The 16,437-nt window shown below is 48.5% G+C and carries 18 protein-coding genes; 13 read left to right on the forward strand and 5 right to left on the reverse strand.

The features are described from left to right. Positions 1-115: 115 nt before the first annotated feature. Positions 116-838, forward strand: a complete 723-nt coding sequence (locus tag K5621_RS04470) for an HDOD domain-containing protein (RefSeq protein ID WP_123116846.1) — start codon at positions 116-118, stop codon at positions 836-838. 48 nt (positions 839-886) lie between these two features. On the opposite strand, the gene K5621_RS04475 is transcribed toward K5621_RS04470, so the two are convergent. Beyond that, positions 887-1,789, reverse strand: a complete 903-nt coding sequence (locus K5621_RS04475) for a LysR family transcriptional regulator (RefSeq protein WP_221050540.1) — start codon at positions 1,787-1,789, stop codon at positions 887-889. Between the two features lie 166 nt (positions 1,790-1,955). On the opposite strand from K5621_RS04475, the gene metE reads away from it, so the two are divergent. Then, positions 1,956-4,226 carry a 5-methyltetrahydropteroyltriglutamate--homocysteine S-methyltransferase gene (gene metE, locus K5621_RS04480; protein WP_221050541.1) on the forward strand — a complete coding sequence of 757 codons (2,271 nt, stop codon included), beginning with the start codon at positions 1,956-1,958 and terminating at the stop codon, positions 4,224-4,226. Between the two features lie 58 nt (positions 4,227-4,284). Here metE and K5621_RS04485 read toward each other — a convergent pair whose 3' ends face one another. Beyond that, entirely contained in the window at positions 4,285-4,611 is a 327-nt protein-coding gene (locus K5621_RS04485; protein WP_100142598.1) for a hypothetical protein, read from the reverse strand. 137 nt (positions 4,612-4,748) lie between these two features. On the opposite strand from K5621_RS04485, the gene K5621_RS04490 reads away from it, so the two are divergent. After that, a complete protein-coding gene (locus K5621_RS04490) occupies positions 4,749-4,958 on the forward strand; it encodes a dodecin (protein ID WP_221050542.1) in 210 nt (69 codons plus the stop codon). A gap of 2 nt (positions 4,959-4,960) precedes the next feature. Here K5621_RS04490 and queG read toward each other — a convergent pair whose 3' ends face one another. Further along, positions 4,961-6,142: a tRNA epoxyqueuosine(34) reductase QueG gene (gene queG / locus K5621_RS04495; RefSeq protein ID WP_221050543.1), complete on the reverse strand. Its 1,182-nt coding sequence runs from the start codon at positions 6,140-6,142 to the stop codon at positions 4,961-4,963. A gap of 124 nt (positions 6,143-6,266) precedes the next feature. Here queG and K5621_RS04500 point away from each other — a divergent pair, with 124 nt between their 5' ends. Beyond that, entirely contained in the window at positions 6,267-7,088 is an 822-nt protein-coding gene (locus K5621_RS04500; RefSeq protein WP_221050544.1) for a substrate-binding periplasmic protein, read from the forward strand. 24 nt (positions 7,089-7,112) lie between these two features. On the opposite strand, the gene K5621_RS04505 is transcribed toward K5621_RS04500, so the two are convergent. Further along, entirely contained in the window at positions 7,113-8,279 is a 1,167-nt protein-coding gene (locus K5621_RS04505) for a GGDEF domain-containing protein (RefSeq protein WP_221050545.1), read from the reverse strand. 838 nt (positions 8,280-9,117) lie between these two features. Here K5621_RS04505 and K5621_RS04510 point away from each other — a divergent pair. The 8 genes from K5621_RS04510 to K5621_RS04545 all read left to right on the forward strand — a co-directional run bounded on the left by K5621_RS04510 (position 9,118) and on the right by K5621_RS04545 (position 14,905). Next, positions 9,118-9,576 (forward strand): hypothetical protein, encoded by a 459-nt coding sequence (locus K5621_RS04510; protein WP_221050546.1) that lies wholly within the window; start codon positions 9,118-9,120, stop codon positions 9,574-9,576. Continuing rightward, entirely contained in the window at positions 9,566-9,892 is a 327-nt protein-coding gene (locus K5621_RS04515) for a DUF3486 family protein (protein WP_221050547.1), read from the forward strand. Before K5621_RS04510 ends, K5621_RS04515 begins: the two co-directional genes overlap by 11 nt. 147 nt (positions 9,893-10,039) lie before the next feature. Then, entirely contained in the window at positions 10,040-10,513 is a 474-nt protein-coding gene (locus K5621_RS04520; RefSeq protein ID WP_221050548.1) for a hypothetical protein, read from the forward strand. A gap of 1 nt (position 10,514) precedes the next feature. Continuing rightward, complete coding sequence (locus K5621_RS04525; protein ID WP_221050549.1) at positions 10,515-10,898, forward strand: Mor transcription activator family protein; 384 nt, start codon at positions 10,515-10,517, stop codon at positions 10,896-10,898. Beyond that, positions 10,899-11,270 carry a hypothetical protein gene (locus K5621_RS04530; protein WP_221050550.1) on the forward strand — a complete coding sequence of 124 codons (372 nt, stop codon included), beginning with the start codon at positions 10,899-10,901 and terminating at the stop codon, positions 11,268-11,270. Positions 11,271-11,378: 108 nt separating this feature from the next. Then, entirely contained in the window at positions 11,379-12,197 is an 819-nt protein-coding gene (locus K5621_RS04535; RefSeq protein ID WP_221050551.1) for a phage protease, read from the forward strand. Between the two features lie 2 nt (positions 12,198-12,199). Further along, positions 12,200-13,102: a Mu-like prophage major head subunit gpT family protein gene (locus K5621_RS04540; RefSeq protein WP_221050552.1), complete on the forward strand. Its 903-nt coding sequence runs from the start codon at positions 12,200-12,202 to the stop codon at positions 13,100-13,102. A gap of 48 nt (positions 13,103-13,150) precedes the next feature. After that, positions 13,151-14,905 (forward strand): phage tail tape measure protein, encoded by a 1,755-nt coding sequence (locus K5621_RS04545; protein ID WP_221050553.1) that lies wholly within the window; start codon positions 13,151-13,153, stop codon positions 14,903-14,905. 110 nt (positions 14,906-15,015) lie between these two features. Here the strand turns inward: K5621_RS04545 and K5621_RS04550 are convergent, their stop codons facing one another. Then, a complete protein-coding gene (locus tag K5621_RS04550) occupies positions 15,016-15,720 on the reverse strand; it encodes a tetratricopeptide repeat protein (protein ID WP_221050554.1) in 705 nt (234 codons plus the stop codon). 236 nt (positions 15,721-15,956) lie between these two features. Between K5621_RS04550 and K5621_RS04555 the strand changes: the two genes are divergently transcribed. Then, complete coding sequence (locus tag K5621_RS04555; RefSeq protein WP_221050555.1) at positions 15,957-16,394, forward strand: DUF3069 domain-containing protein; 438 nt, start codon at positions 15,957-15,959, stop codon at positions 16,392-16,394. The last annotated feature ends 43 nt before the right edge of the window (positions 16,395-16,437 follow it).

Raw genomic sequence — 16,437 nt, forward strand, 5'->3', positions numbered from 1 at the left:
CCAGGCTAATTATCGATTGAACTTGACCCTGTAGGACATTTTATGGGTAAATTCTCTGCCATAATAAGTGGCAATAGTGCCTCCATAATAAATAACAACAGGTTTAAAGAATCACATGACAGATCTTGAGCAGCAGGTTTTTACTCAAGTGCGTGCCATTATTGCCAACGAAGAGCAGGTGATAGGGCGTCGCGGCATCCTGATCCCGCTTAAGAAGGCCATTATTGCGGATGGCGATATTCGCAATGTGATCGATATAGTCGCGACCGATCCCGCGCTGGCAGCCCATCTGCTGTGGCGCAGCAATAACGCGCTTTCACCTTCAGTCCAGCCCAACCGCAGCCTCAAGGATGCCTTGGTGCGTCTGGGACAGGTCAATATCTACCGTTATGCCTTTAGCTTTTATCTCAAGGAGCGGCTCGATGAACTGCCGCAGCCTTATCGTAAACTGGTTCTGGGCTATTGGCGCCTGACCGAGTCTGTGGCGACCGAGTCGGTAGACAGCCTGCATCAGATGCAAGGGGTGCAGATAGACGCGGATGAAGTGCAGACTCTGGCGCTGTTCAGCGTCTTTGGTCAGATCATTGCCCTGACAGCGTTTGCCTATCTCAACGCCGAAGCCGAGCAGTGCTTCCCGCTGGGCATTATCAAGACCCTGATAGATACCCAGCAGCAGACGCTGACGGTGGAAGCTTTTGAATCTCTGGGGTTGGATGATGAGCTGCAAAGCGAGTTTATGGTCGCCCATAACCTGAGACAGACCCGGGATCCCAATTCACCCGGACTAGTACTGAGAAGGGTATTGTCGCAGCGCGGCCTGCTGCTGAATCCTCTCTAAATGCTTTTTGACTGCCGCCGACTATCAGTGACGGTGGCAGCCGCCCAGTCAGTGTCTGTCCTGGCGCAGTAATCCCTCTTTGGCAATCAACTCCAGCAGCCTTTGCAGCTGCACTCTATTGCTGCTGTCGCGGCGGTAGGCACCGAACAGCGGCCGTTTCAGGCCCTCTTGTCCCAGTTTCACCGAGGTCAGGCTCAAGCCCTGGGCCTCGGTCAGTGACCAGTTGGGCAAGGCCGCAACCCCTTCCTTACAGGCGATGCGTTGCAGCAACACATTGGTGAGATCGCAGCGTTTTTGTGGGCCGGGCACCACCCCAGCCGGTTCGAGGAAGTGACGGAAAATATCCAGCCTTTCCAGCGGTACCGGATAACTGATGATAGCTTCCCCGGCTAATTGCTGCGGCAGAATATACTTGTTTCCCGCCAGCGGATGATCTTTGGCCATCACCAGTCTCACTTCAAAATCAAATAGATGCTGATAGGCAAGGGCATGACCGGGCACAGGATCTGAGGTCAGCACTATATCCAGCTCACCGGTTTCCAGTGCATTGAGTGAGTCGAACAGGTGGCGGCTGGAGAGATCCAGGTTGGCATCCGGATAAGACTGATGAAAGGCCTCCATCACGGGCATCAGCCAGCGAAAACAGCTGTGGCATTCGATGCCAACCTTTAACGGGCCGCTGCTAACGGCCAGGCCTCGTTTGAGTACCGACTCAGTCTCCTGTACCCGTGGCAGTATCTCTTCTGCCAGGGTCAGCAGGCGACTGCCTTCCAGCGTGAAGGTCAGAGGCTTGCTTTTGCGAACAAATACCTGGGAGTTAATTCGGGTCTCCAACTCTTTAATCTGATGTGACAGCGCCGACTGGGTGACAAAACGTTTCTTCGCCGCGCCGGCCAGACTGCCACTTTCTTTCAGTGCTATCAGAGTACGAAGGTGTCTCAGCTCTATCATTTCCTCTCCACATGAATGCCGCTCATGTTGCCCTTGAATTCAATTCGGTTGCCTGTGTTGAGACTAACACAATAAACTTCTAGACGTCCAGACGCCCATGTCTATTTATTGTATTCCGGCGTCACCAGTCATTTGCCGCATGTTTTTATAAAGGATGGAATACACTATGCAGTTAAACAGTCTTGGCTTTCCCCGTATCGGACGTCGCCGCGAGCTCAAGTTCGCCCTAGAAAAGTATTGGCGTGGAGAGTCCAGCCAAGCCGAACTACAGAGTGTTGCCAAGGAGCTTAGGCGTACCCACTGGCAGTGGCAGGCCGATGCCGGGGTGGCGCTGTTGCCGGTCGGTGACTTTGCTTACTATGATCAGGTGCTGACCCTGAGTGCGACTCTGGGAGTCATTCCCGAGCGTCACCGTGACGGCGGCGCAGTCAATCTCGATACTCTGTTCCGGATTGCCCGTGGCCGAGCCCCTAGCGGTAAGGAGGCCCAGGCGTCAGAAATGACCAAGTACTTCAACACTAACTACCATTATCTGGTGCCGGAGCTTAGCGAAGATCAACGCTTCGATATCGCTTGGGAACAGTTGTTTGAAGAGGTGACCGAGGCTCAGGCGCTGGGCCACACCGCCAAGCCGGTACTGCTGGGGCCGGTCACTTTCCTGTATCTGTCCAAGACAGTGGGCTCAGAGTTCGACCGTTTGACACTGCTGCCGGCGCTGCTGCAATGTTATCAAGCCATTCTGGCCCGCTTTGCCGCCCAGGGGGTTGAATGGGTGCAACTGGATGAACCCGCGCTGGCACTCGAGCTGGATGACAACTGGCAGCAGGCCTTCAATCAGGCCTACGGCGTGCTCGAGTTGGCGCCGCTCAAGCTGTTGCTGGCAACCTATTACGGCACTGTTGCTCACCATCAAAGTCTGTTGTCGGCACTGCCGGTGGCGGGTATTCACCTGGATCTGGTCGCCGCGCCCGAGCAGTTGCAGGCCTTTGTCGGGGCACTGGCGCCCGAACAGGTATTGTCGGTTGGGGTGATCAACGGCCGTAACGTCTGGGCCGCCGAGCTGGATCTTGTGGCCGAGCAGTTGGCGCCACTGGCGCGGGATCTGGGAGACAGGCTCTGGCTCGCCACTTCCTGCTCCCTGTTGCATACCCCGGTGGATCTCGAAGTGGAAACCGCGTTGGCGCCCGAGCTCAAGAGCCTACTGGCCTTCGCCCGGCAAAAACTCAAAGAGTTGCAGGAGCTCAAGGCGCTTTTGGCGGCGCCTGAGACTGAAAGTGCCAAAGCCGTGGTGGCTCGTTGCCGGAGTCGGCGCTTGGCCAGGGCGCAGGGGCGTAATCAACAGCTCAGTGCCAGAATCGATGCCCTGAGCGCGGCCGATTACGACCGAAACCATGAGTTTGAGGTGCGCAGACAAGCCCAGCAGGCCAGGTTCAAGTTGCCTTTGTTGCCGACGACTACCATAGGTTCATTCCCGCAGACGGCAGCCATTCGTAACCTGCGTAGCCGCTGGCGCAAGGGTGAGTTGGACGATGCTGTGTACACAGAGCAGCTGCAACAGGTGACCCGGGACACCATAGAACGGCAGCTCAAGTTGGGAATAGATGTGCTGGTACACGGTGAAGCCGAGCGCAACGACATGGTGGAATACTTTGGTGAACAGCTCGACGGCGTAGGTTTTACCAAACATGGCTGGGTGCAGAGTTATGGTTCCCGCTGCGTTAAGCCACCGCTGATCTACGCCGATGTGACCTGTCCCAAGGCGATGACAGTCGACTGGGCCGAATATGCCCAGAGTCTCACCGACAAGCCGGTGAAAGGCATGTTGACCGGTCCCGTGACCCTATTGCATTGGTCCTTTGCCCGCGAGGATATCAGCCGTGAGCAGATAGCGACTCAGTTGGCTCTGGCGATACGCGATGAAGTAGTGGCATTGGAGCAGGCGGGCATAGGCATTATTCAGATTGATGAGCCGGCTTTTAGGGAGGGCTTGCCGCTCAAACGCAGCGATTGGGCTTATTATCTCGATTGGGCTGTGGCTGCCTTCAAACTCAGCGCCGCCGGTGTCAGGGATGAGACCCAGATCCATACCCATATGTGTTACAGCGAATTCAACGACACTATTGCCGCAATTGCTGCCATGGATGCCGATGTGATCACTATAGAAACCTCACGCTCGCGGATGGAGTTGTTGAATGCCTTTGAAGACTTTGACTACCCCAATGAAATCGGCCCCGGGGTTTATGATATTCACTCCCCCAACATTCCAACTGTTGAGGCCATGGTGAGCCTGATTGAAAAGGCGGCGCAGAAAATTCCTCTGCGTCAGCTCTGGGTCAACCCGGATTGCGGCTTGAAGACCCGTAATTGGGAGGAAGTCGAGCCAGCCTTGAAGAACATGGTCGATGCCACCAGGGAGTTGCGACGTCGACTCGGCTAAAAGCCGTCAGGGGCGCATTGCGCCCCTGACGGTATCTTGATGTTAATGAGCCCAAGGCTTAACCCATGCTCATTCCCACCATGATCAGGCCAACTGTGCCCAGGATGATCAAGCTTGAGAAGGTCGTGCCCAGTATGGCGAAAATTTTCTGGCGCTCTTTCTGTAGCAGGCCACCAATACCCAATCCCAACGATACCAGGCAGACCAGCATCATGAAGATCAGCATCAAGCCCACAAGAACCGCTTCGACGGAGTTTTCATCCAGGCCGCCCGGTGTGGTCGTCTCCAGAACCCCGGCGACAATAAGCATGATAAACAGGGTGATTCCGCTAAAAATGCTGGTGGCAAATGAGGCGATCCCCGGACCCGAATGTTTTAATTGCATAGCAATCCCTTGATTTCTTCCTATGGTTATCCATCTGAGAAATATACAGAAAATGAGGAAAATATGCCATCGAGCATTTCTGTCTATACTCAGGTCAGCACGCAAACTTGGATGTTGCCACTCTCAGGAGAAGCCTTATGAGCCATGTGTACAAGATAATAGAACTGACAGGTTCATCCCCCATCAGCTCAGATGAAGCGGTCAAGAATGCCATTGAGGCCGCCAGCCAGTCGCTGCACAATCTGCGCTGGTTTGAAGTGATAGATACCCGCGGCCACCTGGAAGCCGGTGTCATCGCTCATTGGCAGGTCACCATCAAGGTGGGTTTTACCCTGGATCAAGCCTGATTTCAGGCGTCTCTTGGCAAACCCTTTTCCACTATCCGGATCAGGCGCCCCGTCTTACGGGCGGGAATGGGCGCTGTGTCCTTGCCGCTGAGTTTCTCGGCCTGCTGCGCCAGTGCCCACGTTATGTGCTCGGCGACCAGCTCCGAGGCATCTGTCAGTCGTGCCTGCAGGGCGGCGACTATGGCTTCGCTGCAGGGGGCATTGCCCAGCGCCACCGCAATATTACGTAGCCAACGTTCATGGCCTATGCGTCGGATGGCGTTGCCTTCGGTGTTTTTCAAAAACTCGGTCTCACTCCAAGCAAACAGCTCCAGTAGCTTGGGCTGTTTCAGCTGTGGCCTTAGATGAAAGTCGGCCTCGGCGGTCAAGGGGGCTGCGCGGTTGATGGGGCATACCAGCTGGCAGTCATCGCAGCCATAGATGCGATTACCGAGCATTGGTCGAAACTCCAGCGGAATGCTGCCGGCCAGCTCTATGGTGAGGTAGGATATACAGCGGCGTCCATCGACGACATAGGGCTCGACTATGGCCCCGGTTGGGCAACTTGTGATGCAGGCGACGCAAGTATTGCAGCCTTCGGCTATAGGAACATCCACAGGCAGTGGCAGGTTCACCAGCAGTTCGCCGAGGAAAAACCAACTGCCGGCCTCATGGTTGAGGATCAGTGAGTGTTTACCTGTCCAACCGATCCCGGCCTTTTCTGCCAGCGGCCGTTCCAGAATGGGAGCCGAGTCGACGAAGGGCCGAAAACCACTGCCTTCAAGTTGCAGGGCTTTGAGTGCTTCATCTATGCGCTCGCCCAACTTTTTCAGGCGATTGCGCATCAGCTTGTGATAGTCGCGGCCACCGGCATAGCGAGAGATGTAGCCAAGGTTGGGATCTTTGAGATTGAAGGCAAATCCCGCTTCTGGCGGTAAGTAGTCCATCCGTACCGAGATGACTCTCAAAGTGCCGGGATGCAACTCGGCCGGACGAGCGCGCATCATGCCGTGGCTGGCCATATAGCCCATTTCACCGTGATAGCCCTTATTGAGCCAGTCCTGTAGTTTGGGTTCTTCGCGGCGAAGATCTGTATCTGTGATCCCCACTTGAGCAAAACCCAGTTCTTTACCCCAGGCTTTTATGTCGCGGGCAAGCTTGCCAAGCATGTTGGGATCAAATTGTGGCGCTTGGGGGATAGGCATGAACAGAGGCTGACCGGGCAAAAATGGTGATTATATCAGTAAAGCAGAATCGCTCACAGTTGCCGCAAACGCCTATGTCGGCCTTTGCCGGTGCTATGCTTGAAGAAATTGACTGGGAGACAATATGCCGGGAATCGACACCTTGCTCAGGGGCTGCGTGATAGTGTTCTGTTGTGCGCTTGCTAGCCTAGCCCTGGCCAATGTTCGGCCTGCAGAGGATAAGTTGCCTAAGCTGAGATTCTTGACCGAAACTTGGCCTCCTATGAGCTATGAGCGTCATGGTAACGCCGAAGGTTATGCGGTGGCTCTGGTGCGGGCATTATATCGCCGGGTTGCAGCCACCGACAGCAATCCAGTGATAGAAGTATTGCCTTGGGCCCGGGCGATGAATATCGCGAACCAGGAGCCCAACGTCTTGCTGTTTGCCACTTCCATCAATGAACAACGGCGGCCGGAATTTGATTTTGTTGGCCCGATTGCCGAGACCCGCATTCAGCTCTATGCCCGCGAGGATGATGATTTCACCCCGGCAGATCTGTCTCAGGCGGTTGCAGCCGGTAATATTGCCCTTTACCGCAACTCTCCGGCGCAGATGTTGTTGAAGTCTGTTCCGGATGAGCAGTTGTTGATCTCAAGTTTTCCTCAATATTCGGCCAGACAGTTATTGCATAAGCGAGTACGTTATTGGTGCCAGGCGGATATCGCGGTTCAGGACGTCTTGCGGCAGTTGGACCAAACTCCGGCGGCGGTGCGTCCCGTATTGGAATTGGCGCACTTGCGTCTTTATCTGGCGTTCTCCGGCGGTACGGCTCCTGAGCGGGTCGAAGCCTGGCACAAGGCGCTGCTGACGTTGCAGCAAAATGGTGAATTTGACGCGCTCTATTATGAGTGGTTTGGCGTTAACCCTTCTCTACAGCCAGCTGAAGTATTGTGGCGTACGCCATAATTTGCTGAGACTCTGATTGGCCTATCAGGCGGTTTCCACCCGGTTGCGACCTCGATTCTTGGCACAATAGAGGGCATCGTCGGCCAATTTCAAAAGCTCTTCAAACTCCTTTTCCTTATCCAGCGTGGCAATGCCGACACTAATGGTAACCATGGGGCCATCTTTCATGTCATCGGGGTGAGATTGGGCTATGGTCTGGCGCAGACGTTCGGCGATTTTAAAACACTCTTGCTTATCGGTTTCCGGTAACAACAACAGAAACTCTTCACCGCCAATCCGCCCCAGCAGATCTTGTTCGCGGATCAGGGTTTGGCTCAGACTTGCCAGATGTTGCAAGACCTTATCGCCACCATCGTGACCAAACTGATCATTGATATCCTTGAAGTTATCGGCATCGAAGAGAATCAGAGATAAGGGTTTACCGGTTGCCAATGCCTGGTCGAATAAGGTTTCACCTTTGTAGTAGGTGTAGCGGCGGTTAGCCAACTGAGTCAGGTGGTCTGTGTGGGCAATTTTTTGAAACTGGCGTGATTTGCGGGTTTGCTTAAAGGCCATGACCGCCGTGATGAGGATGATGATGCTGGCAAGAACCAGCACCGCCAACTGCAATAGACGGTTTTGTCGCAGTATCTGTACCTCTTGCTCTTTCAGACGTTCACTTTCCAGCAGCCGTTGGTTCTCCTTGGCCATACGGTCGGCGTTGAAACGGGTACGCATCTCTGTAGTGCGATAAGACTGTAGTTTGTTGTCCAGCTCAGAGTGCAGGGAGATATATAATTTCAGTACCTTGGTAGACTCTTGCCATAGTCCTTGGGCGGCAAATACCTCGCTCTTGAGCAGGTAGAGCTCGGCCAGGCCGCGGTCATTATTGATATCCCTGAAACTTTTTTCGGCTTTTGCCAGTGGTGCCATAGCTTGTTCTGGATGCCCTTGGCGCAGCAGTACCTCGGCACTATAGAGTTGCATAAAGCTGTAATATGCCCCCTGCTGCTCGGTAATAAAGGGTCTGGCACGCTCCAGTGCCGCTATGGCATCCTCGACTCTCCCGAGTTTCAATAGTGAACCGGCCATATTGACCGAAACCCCGGCCGCCTCTATAGCTATCCCTTGCTGTTTGAAATAGTTGTAGGAGAGCTGGAATTTGGCCACAGCCGCCTCGAAATCGCCTAACTCTTCAAGGGCTAATGCCATATCGCCATTGATGATATAGGCCAGATCTTCTCTACCACTCTGGCTGTGTAGGGACTAGTTAAATGAACAATATATGGAGACCTGGGATTATGTGGAAATCCTTGGGATTATCTGGGAGTTTTGTGGGGCTGCTGATGGCTGTATGGCGCGTGGTGGCTGGGTTTGGGTGATTTGTGGTGCGGTTATCATGTTGGGGCAGTCATTGTTTTCGGCGGTGTATATTAGATTTAATTAAAATGAGCAATGGACGAGAAAAGGACGAATTTAGACTATTAAAGTGAGCAATAAAAATTTTAAAAAATAATTATTTAAACTTGTTTAACATGCTGTTTTTAAATTGTATTTGCTTTTTGATCATTACTCGTTTTGATTAAAAGAGGTCTTTTTATAGCACTGAGAAAAGGTCGATACGTCCTTTTGTGTCCGTAGGCGATCCTTTTATCTTAACTCGTTGATAATAATGAACAAAAAATCAGGTTAAATGCTAATGAGAAAAGCTCTCAAAGGACGCTAAGTGTGGGCAAATGGCACTATGAGAAAGTGTTTTCATAAGGGGCGATTAGCACATTCAAACTTGAACTTTGCCAAACTTTATGTATCATCATAAGTGCGCTAGCAAAATCTAGCGTCGGGATTGGAACCCCGCTATAATCCGAGGCGCTCAAGACACGCGTAAGCGTGTTTTTTGCTTACAGCTCTCTATTTATGGTGAGCTGGGTGAGGCTAGCTTAGGCTAGGCCGCTCCTTGGATGCGGTAGTTCCAACCTTGCCCAGTTCACCGCCAGTGAGATTGGAACCTCCTGCCGGTGATTTAAAATAAATCCAAGGAGAGCGCCACATGCCTAGCTCACGTCAAGATCACACCTCTAGATCACTCACACTGTCCACCAATAATGACGTTATCCAAGTTCTACACCCTTACGATAGCGATGCTTCATCTGTAGAAGGTTACGTACCAAGCATTGACTTTCGAAGTGATGTACACAAATCAATAGAGAGCTTGGTCGGTAGCTTAAATGGCTTTTTCAAACTGTATAATCATTGGATTAAAGGTGATACCAAGTGCGACTATACTGTTGTGATGGAAATGACGATTAGGGCAAACCTGATATCGTCACAGTTTGAGGGGGTTTCAAAACAATGCAAAAAAGACAGAGGTGTTACCGGTAATAGTCCGCTCACGTTAAAAGATCAAATCGATATTTTGGCACTATCAGAATCCTTGAGCATGACTCCCTCTGAGTTGATATCGATGATAAAGAGATCTACCGCTGGAGGGTGTCAAAATGAAAAATGAAAGATTGACATCAGCAGAAAGTCACGAGCTGGCGATTATTGTTCAGAGCATAGGTGCTAGGAATGTTCTAAAAATATTAAGGAACGCTGCTGCACCAAAAAAGAATAAACGTATTTATAAATTCCAAAAGCTTCCATCTGACATAAGAGCTAAGGTTGCTGTTATGGTTTCTTCTGGAAAACACTCTCAGAAAGATATGCTTGATTATATCAATACTGAGATAGAAAAGAGGGATCTTGATGTCATGCTTAAAATATCAAGAACTTCACTTAATAGATTCCTTAACAAAGTTGTTTACGGGAACATTCCTAGATAGTCAATCTAGCACAGTCATCTTAAAGCCCCTATATAGGGGCTTTTTTTTGCTCTGAATTAGACGTTATTAACTTGCATTACTATGTGTTCAGCGAGGTGTAAATTAACATGGTTTATAAATTTGCTTGCTATGGTTTGGTATCCTGTAATGAGTGACAACTTACTGCTGATAGGCTTCTTGGTTGATGGGTTCTTTGGCTTATCACCTGACGATAAGAAAAGCGTAGAGCTGTTTCAAGCAATACTTAATGGATTGGAATCCAATGCTCCTATAGTAAATGGCAGGGTTTCAAATCAGGTGTACTTCAAGAAGTTTAGAGAGCTTTGTGCAGAAATAGGTGAAGAGGTTATCGTTAGCCAGGTTAAAAAAGGAACCAGTGTAAACGATGCTGCCTTTATGGCTGGTGTTAGCTGTATCCATGCTTACCGGGTATGTAAGAAGCACAAAGTTAGATTGTTGAGAGGTCGCAATCATATTAACAATGGTATCTGTGATGTTTTAAGTAAAATAGATGAAAAAATTCTATCAATAATGACTGGTGAAGGATTTACCTTAAATCAAGCAAGAAAAGAAATGGATATTATCAATAGGTCAATATTTCATATATCTAAAGGTGTTTAGAATGTCTATTAAATGGTGTGACATTGCCAAAAATGAAAATGCTATAAATATTGGTATTGAAATCATCAATAATAATAGTGGTAGTGGTTTATTTTTTGATGAATTTATATCTAAGTGTAGTGACCTTGGTTTTGAGGATAAAGTAACATTTAAGTTTATTAGTCTGTTGATATCTGTTTGTGGAGGGTCACAAATTTACCTTCCAAAGGAGGAGAGCTTTAAAAAGCTAATTGTTTATAGATTAGTTTACGACGAGTTCTCCGGGAACAACATTACTGAGCTTTCAAAAAAATACAATATATCAGAACAAGCAGTATATAGAATTGTAAAGGCTTGCCGAGAAGCTGACCGTGAATCAAGAAAAGCAATAGAGGGGTTGTCATAAATGTACCAGTACAATCTTGTAGACGGGATTAAAGTTGATGGCAACATTTTTAAGACTGTTTCAATACGACACTTAAGTGATTCAGAATCTGAAGATATTCAGTTGATAGCTAAAGAACAATATTCGGAACTTGCTAAAGGTGAAACCTTTAAAGTCGTAAATAGTAAGCATGGTTCATCTATAGAGGGGTTGATCTATTTGAATGAGCACACGGCAGCATCAATTACTAAGCTTGGTAATATGTCTGTTAACCTTTCGTTTTCCGACTTGTGCAATATGGGCGTTACCGCTCAAGACTGGCAGGTGATTATGAGTGCAAGTATGGCTGTGCAAGAGTTCTTCTGTTGCGGTGATGGAGAAATGCTCGCGTAATCGATTCTAAAAGGCTTTTTGATTAATCCGGTGTGTTGTGTCGTAAAAAAAAGTTTAAATCAATACAGCTTGATTTAAACGGTGTTTAAACATGGTTCAGAGGGTTTAATGATGGGTGTTGTCGCTCTATGTAATGAAATTGGCGAAATTGCGCCAGAATGGGTTCAGGTTCTTCCTGGTGGGCCTGACATCAAAGGTCTTGATGGAAGAAGCTGGATCATGCGAGATCCAAATGCAGTTGTTCATGCCTTCAAGAACATGAAGGTTCCAATGGTCATTGACTATGAACATGGTCAGGAGATAAAAGCTCCAAATGGAGAAGAAGCCCCGGCAGCTGGTTGGGTTGAAGATTTGGAAGTAAGGAACGGTGAAATATGGGCTAAGGTTGATTGGACAAAGAAAGCATCAAACTCAATCAACACCCGAGAGTATCGTTTTTTATCACCTGCTTTTCACTACAACTCACAGAAAGAGATCATCGCGTTATCAAGCATAGGTTTGACTAATAAACCTAATCTTGTAATGCAGGCTTTAAATGCCAAGATGGATGACAAGTGGTCAAAATATTCAAAGGCATTGGGAAGAGAGGTATCAAGTGATGAAGAATTGCTTTCGGCTCTCAATGCTCGTGACCACGATGTTAAACAGAAAGAAGCTGAAAAAGTTGTTGATGGTTTAATTAGTGATGCTGTATTCGCCCCATCACAAAGAGAGTTTCTAATTGCTTGTTGTAAGAGTCAGGGTATGGATAGTTTCGCTGAGTTTGCTTCAAACACGGCTGGTCTTTCTTATTTAAGCTCTGAAATAAAAATTAGTGGCAAAAAAGAAAAAAATAATGACGGGTTGAATGATGTTCAGCTTGCCGTTTGTCGAAATGTTGGTATTTCAACAGAACAATTTTTGAAAATTAAAAGTAAAGGGGTCTAATTATGCCTTCGCCAATTGATATTAACAATGTTGTCATTGAGTCCAAAACAGCGTTTGCAGGACGCTTTGACCAGGGTATGGGTTCAGCAAAACCGGATTATCCGCTTGTAGCTACGGTGTTGCCTTCATCTGCCGGAGCTACAGGCTATGGATGGTTGGGGGATTTTCCACGCTTAAAAGAGTGGATTGGTGATAGACAGCTGAAAGAGCTGAAGAAGCACGGATACAACATCGTCAACAAGATGTTTGAATCATCAGTAAAGATCCCTCGTGTTGACTATGAAGATAATGACTATGGGAGATATGGAATTATCTTTGAAGAAATGGGGCATGATTCGAAGATTTTCCCAGATGAATATGTCTTCGGTTTGTTGAAAGATGGGTTTACCGAGCTTTGCTATGATGGTCAGCCTTTCTTCGATGCTGACCATCCATCAGAAGATGGTGTCAATACATTTTCAAATGTTATTGGGGATCCTGCAACAGACACCGGCCCAGGTTGGTACATGTTGGATACCAGTCGACCTTTAAAGCCTTTGGTTTGGCAGGAACGATTAGCCCCTGAGTTCCAATCTGTAACAGAACCAGGTGATTTCAACGTGTTCACTACCGATGACTATTACTTCGGAACCAGAGCACGAGGCAATGCAGGCTTTACCTTCTGGCAGATGGCATTCGCGTCAAAGGCTGCATTAACCGAAGCTAACTTCGAGTTGATGATCACCAAGATGATGGAGCAAAAAAACAGTGAAGGTAAATCGCTTAAGATAAAGCCTACTCTTCTGGTTATTCCAGTGTCACTACGAGCGGCGGCCGAAAAGATAGTGTTGCGGAAAACGCTTGATAATGGCGAAGATAACACTAATTACAAAGCTGTCGATATATTGGTGTCTCAAGACCTTTAAATGCAATGAGAAGGCTAGCTATTGCTAGCCTTCTTGTTTGAGGTGGATATGGGTAATAAGTTAGAAACTGACATTGTAATTAACATGGCTGGCAACCTTGCCGCCAAGGCTCGTCAATATGGCAACTCCATGAGCGACTTTGCCAGGCGTAGCGAGAAGGCTATGACTTTGGTAAGAACCGCCACCGCAGCTGCTGCTCGTGGTATTGACACCTTGGGTAATCGGTATGTTGGGATTGGAACTGCATTTTTAACAGGTGCCACAGTGCGTGGTATAGCCAATTTTGATGCATTAATGACACGTATCGGTACTAACGCAAAAATTGCCGATGAAGAAATTGCCTCGTTGTCACAGTCAATTAGAAATCTTTCAGTTCAGAGTGACGTTCGAATTGATGCTACACAATTGGCGGCAGGTGTAGACGTATTATTAGAAAAAACTGGTGATTTTAAATTCGTTCAAGATAACCTAGAGAATATGGGGCTGTTTATGCAAGCATTTGGGGCTGATGCGGCATCAACGGCACGTTTATTTGCACAGTTCAGAGCTAAAGGGGTTAAAGATGCTGAAGCAGTAATGAAGAGTGTTGATGATCTATATAGTCAATTCGCTGTTGGCAGTGTCAACGTAAAAGAGCTAGCCTCAATATCAGAGCAGTTATTTACCGTTTATGGAGGTAAAGGCCCGGAAGCAATTAGACAGATGGGTGCGCTGGTTCAGATGTTTGCAAAAACAAGAGGTAGCGCGAGCGAGGCATTAACCTCTATTCAGGGTGTTTTTTCGGTTTTTGATGATCCTGATAAAGTAAAGTTTTTGGAGCAACAAGGAGTGCAAGTTTTTAAAACAGGAACACAAGATCTACGTGAGCCTGTAGAGTTGTTAATTGATATTTTAACAGCAGCCGGTGATAGCTCATCTAAATTAAAAGATGTTTTTTCAGATCAAGTGTCAGTGCAAGGGTTGAAGTCATTATTCGGTGAAGATTATAAAAACCTAGCTAAAGAAATGACGAAGCAAACCAATGATTTTGGTTCAACCCAAAAAGCGGCCGCTAAAAATGCAGCCACATTTAATGGCGCTCTCACATCACTGAATAATCAATTTAATAAATTTGCAGAAAGCAGACTTTCACAGCCTATTCAAGATCTCGCCGATGCAATAAATGGTGTAGACCAGAAAACCATTGATAACTGGCTGAAGTGGGCTGGTGTGGCGGTTATTGCTGTAGGCTCATTGGTTGCGGCCAAGAAGGCCGCTGATGTCTATTCTTGGGGCAAGGGCTTTTTTGGCAGCAAAGGTAAAGGCGCCGCAGGCGGCCAAGGTGGCTTTTCGGATTTGGGCGTAATGCCTGTGTACGTGGTCAATATGGGACAGGGCGGCATGGGTGGCGGTATGCCGGATGTTGCAGGCGGTTCCAACCAAAAAGGAAAGGCTGGCGGCGGTGCCAAATTATTCAGCATGCAAAATCTTGTGGCGCTTGGCACAGTCGGTTTTGGCCTGAGCCAGGCGGAGAACTTTCCCCTGCTTAAGATAGGACGTACCAGCGAAGAAGAAAAAGCCCTGGCTAAATCCTATGGCCTTGTGGCTGAACCTGGTTTGATGGACGCCATTGACGGCATTAAAAAATGGTTGTCCGGTGAAATGAAAACGGTTGCCGACCCTAATGCTGACATCCGCAATATGGTAAATAACGTCAATAGTAAATTGGCATTGGATATTTCGGTGTCAGATGATCGCATTAAGACTAAAGTCCGAAGTGCTCCCCCTAGTCTCCGTGTTGATGTTGATACAGGGCTTAATTAGGTCGGTTCCCTTCGTTATAATCAACCAGTGAGGCAGCTTTTAATGACAATCAAATAAAATATCTATGGTATTGGAAGTGGTAGTAACCTGGTTTATTCCTAATGCTCAATTTAATAGTCCCGATTGCTCATTTCCGGCGGCGGCTTACACTGGCGGTAGAGCTGTTCCAGTTGACGATAATAGTTGAGTGCACTCTGTGGATCGCCGAAGCGGCGAAGACTGGTGGCGAGATCGATCAGGTTAAACTGGCCCCAATAATTCAGTTGCAGTTGCTCATAGAGTCGCTGAGCCGTCAACAGATCTTCCAGCGCCAGCGCAAAGTTGCCCTGAAAGGAATACATGGCGCCGCGCATACTGCGGGTATCGGCGATCAGGCGATGATCTTCGAGGTGATAAGCCTGTTCCAGCGCCAGATCGTAATCGGCTCTGGCCTGTTCCATATCCCCCTTCTGTTGGGAGTACCAGCCATGACAGAGACGAAAATCGGTTAACGCGTCGGGATAGGACTGATTGGCCGGAGCATCTAACTGTTGGTTGGCAAAGGTAATGGCGGCATCGATCTGGGCTGCGCTTTGCGAGTCAAAACCCCAGCAGCGTGCTCGCCTTAGCCTTACCTGTCGGTCATCATCATCGTCCGCCAATAACTTAGCTATCTGATCCAGTGTTTGCTGTACTTTCGCCGCGTTATTGATTTGCCCATCTTCAATAAGCTTAAACAGTTGATCAGCCTCTGGGTTGTCCTGTGCCGCGGCATAGGAAGATATGCCGGACAGAAGCAGCAGAGTGAGGACTGATTTGAGAAAATAGGGCTTCACGCTGACCGAGTACGTTGTGTTTAGATCATGTGCTTAAGCATACGCACCAAGCTTGAGACTGACCAGAGTTAATTGTGGATTAACCCAATCGCTTCGGTGATTTACTGTTGCAGCAATGCAGGTGAACCGCGATTTTTCCCGTGGTGATGCTAGAACTGGGGAGAGGTTGATGGAATGGATTGCCCTTTATGGCCGATGTTATACTCGCCGCCAACTGCTTTTAGACGGAATACACAATGACTCAAGTTGATGCTCAATACCGGCAACAGGCACATAGTGCCGCCATCAATATCTGCTCTCAAGTTCTGCCCATGGATAAGTTGCCGACGGCGCTGAAAGAAGCCTATGACAATCTTTTTGAACAACTGCTGGACGATAAGGAGTTTGAGTTCAAACAGGCTTGGGACAAGTTGCCGCCAAGTGCCGCCAAGTTGTTGCCGAGAGCCGATTTTCACGGCTTTTTTATCGCGTCGGCCTGGTTGCAACTGAGTTTGATGGCCCAGGATATCGCCCAGTTGGCGGATACCGACGAGGCCATTGCCGAGCAGGAATATAGCGGCATATATGATCGTATTTCACAATCGGCGCTCAAAGAAAGTGTACGCAAGTTGAAAAAGGCCCGTACCGATAGGCGCTTGCTCAACAGTATTCGAGATGTGATAGCCAATGGCTAAATAAAAAACCGGCATTATTTTTAATGCCGGTTTTTTTATGGGC

Source organism: Shewanella carassii (genome assembly GCF_019670705.1).
Taxonomy (GTDB): Bacteria; Pseudomonadota; Gammaproteobacteria; order Enterobacterales; family Shewanellaceae; genus Shewanella; species Shewanella carassii.

What these genes read in the sequence shown, in the direction of transcription:
- K5621_RS04505 (WP_221050545.1), bottom strand. Translation starts at nt 8,279, where the DNA reads ATGGCATTAGCCCTTGAAGAGTTAGGCGATTTCGAGGCGGCTGTGGCC.
- K5621_RS04490 (WP_221050542.1), top strand. Translation starts at nt 4,749, where the DNA reads ATGAGCCATGTGTACAAGATAATAGAACTGACAGGTTCATCCCCCATC.
- K5621_RS04535 (WP_221050551.1), top strand. Translation starts at nt 11,379, where the DNA reads ATGATGGGTGTTGTCGCTCTATGTAATGAAATTGGCGAAATTGCGCCA.
- K5621_RS04485 (WP_100142598.1), bottom strand. Translation starts at nt 4,611, where the DNA reads ATGCAATTAAAACATTCGGGTCCGGGGATCGCCTCATTTGCCACCAGC.
- metE (WP_221050541.1), top strand. Translation starts at nt 1,956, where the DNA reads ATGCAGTTAAACAGTCTTGGCTTTCCCCGTATCGGACGTCGCCGCGAG.
- K5621_RS04520 (WP_221050548.1), top strand. Translation starts at nt 10,040, where the DNA reads ATGAGTGACAACTTACTGCTGATAGGCTTCTTGGTTGATGGGTTCTTT.
- K5621_RS04555 (WP_221050555.1), top strand. Translation starts at nt 15,957, where the DNA reads ATGACTCAAGTTGATGCTCAATACCGGCAACAGGCACATAGTGCCGCC.
- K5621_RS04545 (WP_221050553.1), top strand. Translation starts at nt 13,151, where the DNA reads ATGGGTAATAAGTTAGAAACTGACATTGTAATTAACATGGCTGGCAAC.
- K5621_RS04530 (WP_221050550.1), top strand. Translation starts at nt 10,899, where the DNA reads ATGTACCAGTACAATCTTGTAGACGGGATTAAAGTTGATGGCAACATT.
- K5621_RS04510 (WP_221050546.1), top strand. Translation starts at nt 9,118, where the DNA reads ATGCCTAGCTCACGTCAAGATCACACCTCTAGATCACTCACACTGTCC.
- K5621_RS04470 (WP_123116846.1), top strand. Translation starts at nt 116, where the DNA reads ATGACAGATCTTGAGCAGCAGGTTTTTACTCAAGTGCGTGCCATTATT.
- K5621_RS04475 (WP_221050540.1), bottom strand. Translation starts at nt 1,789, where the DNA reads ATGATAGAGCTGAGACACCTTCGTACTCTGATAGCACTGAAAGAAAGT.
- K5621_RS04500 (WP_221050544.1), top strand. Translation starts at nt 6,267, where the DNA reads ATGCCGGGAATCGACACCTTGCTCAGGGGCTGCGTGATAGTGTTCTGT.
- K5621_RS04525 (WP_221050549.1), top strand. Translation starts at nt 10,515, where the DNA reads ATGTCTATTAAATGGTGTGACATTGCCAAAAATGAAAATGCTATAAAT.
- K5621_RS04540 (WP_221050552.1), top strand. Translation starts at nt 12,200, where the DNA reads ATGCCTTCGCCAATTGATATTAACAATGTTGTCATTGAGTCCAAAACA.
- queG (WP_221050543.1), bottom strand. Translation starts at nt 6,142, where the DNA reads ATGCCTATCCCCCAAGCGCCACAATTTGATCCCAACATGCTTGGCAAG.
- K5621_RS04515 (WP_221050547.1), top strand. Translation starts at nt 9,566, where the DNA reads ATGAAAAATGAAAGATTGACATCAGCAGAAAGTCACGAGCTGGCGATT.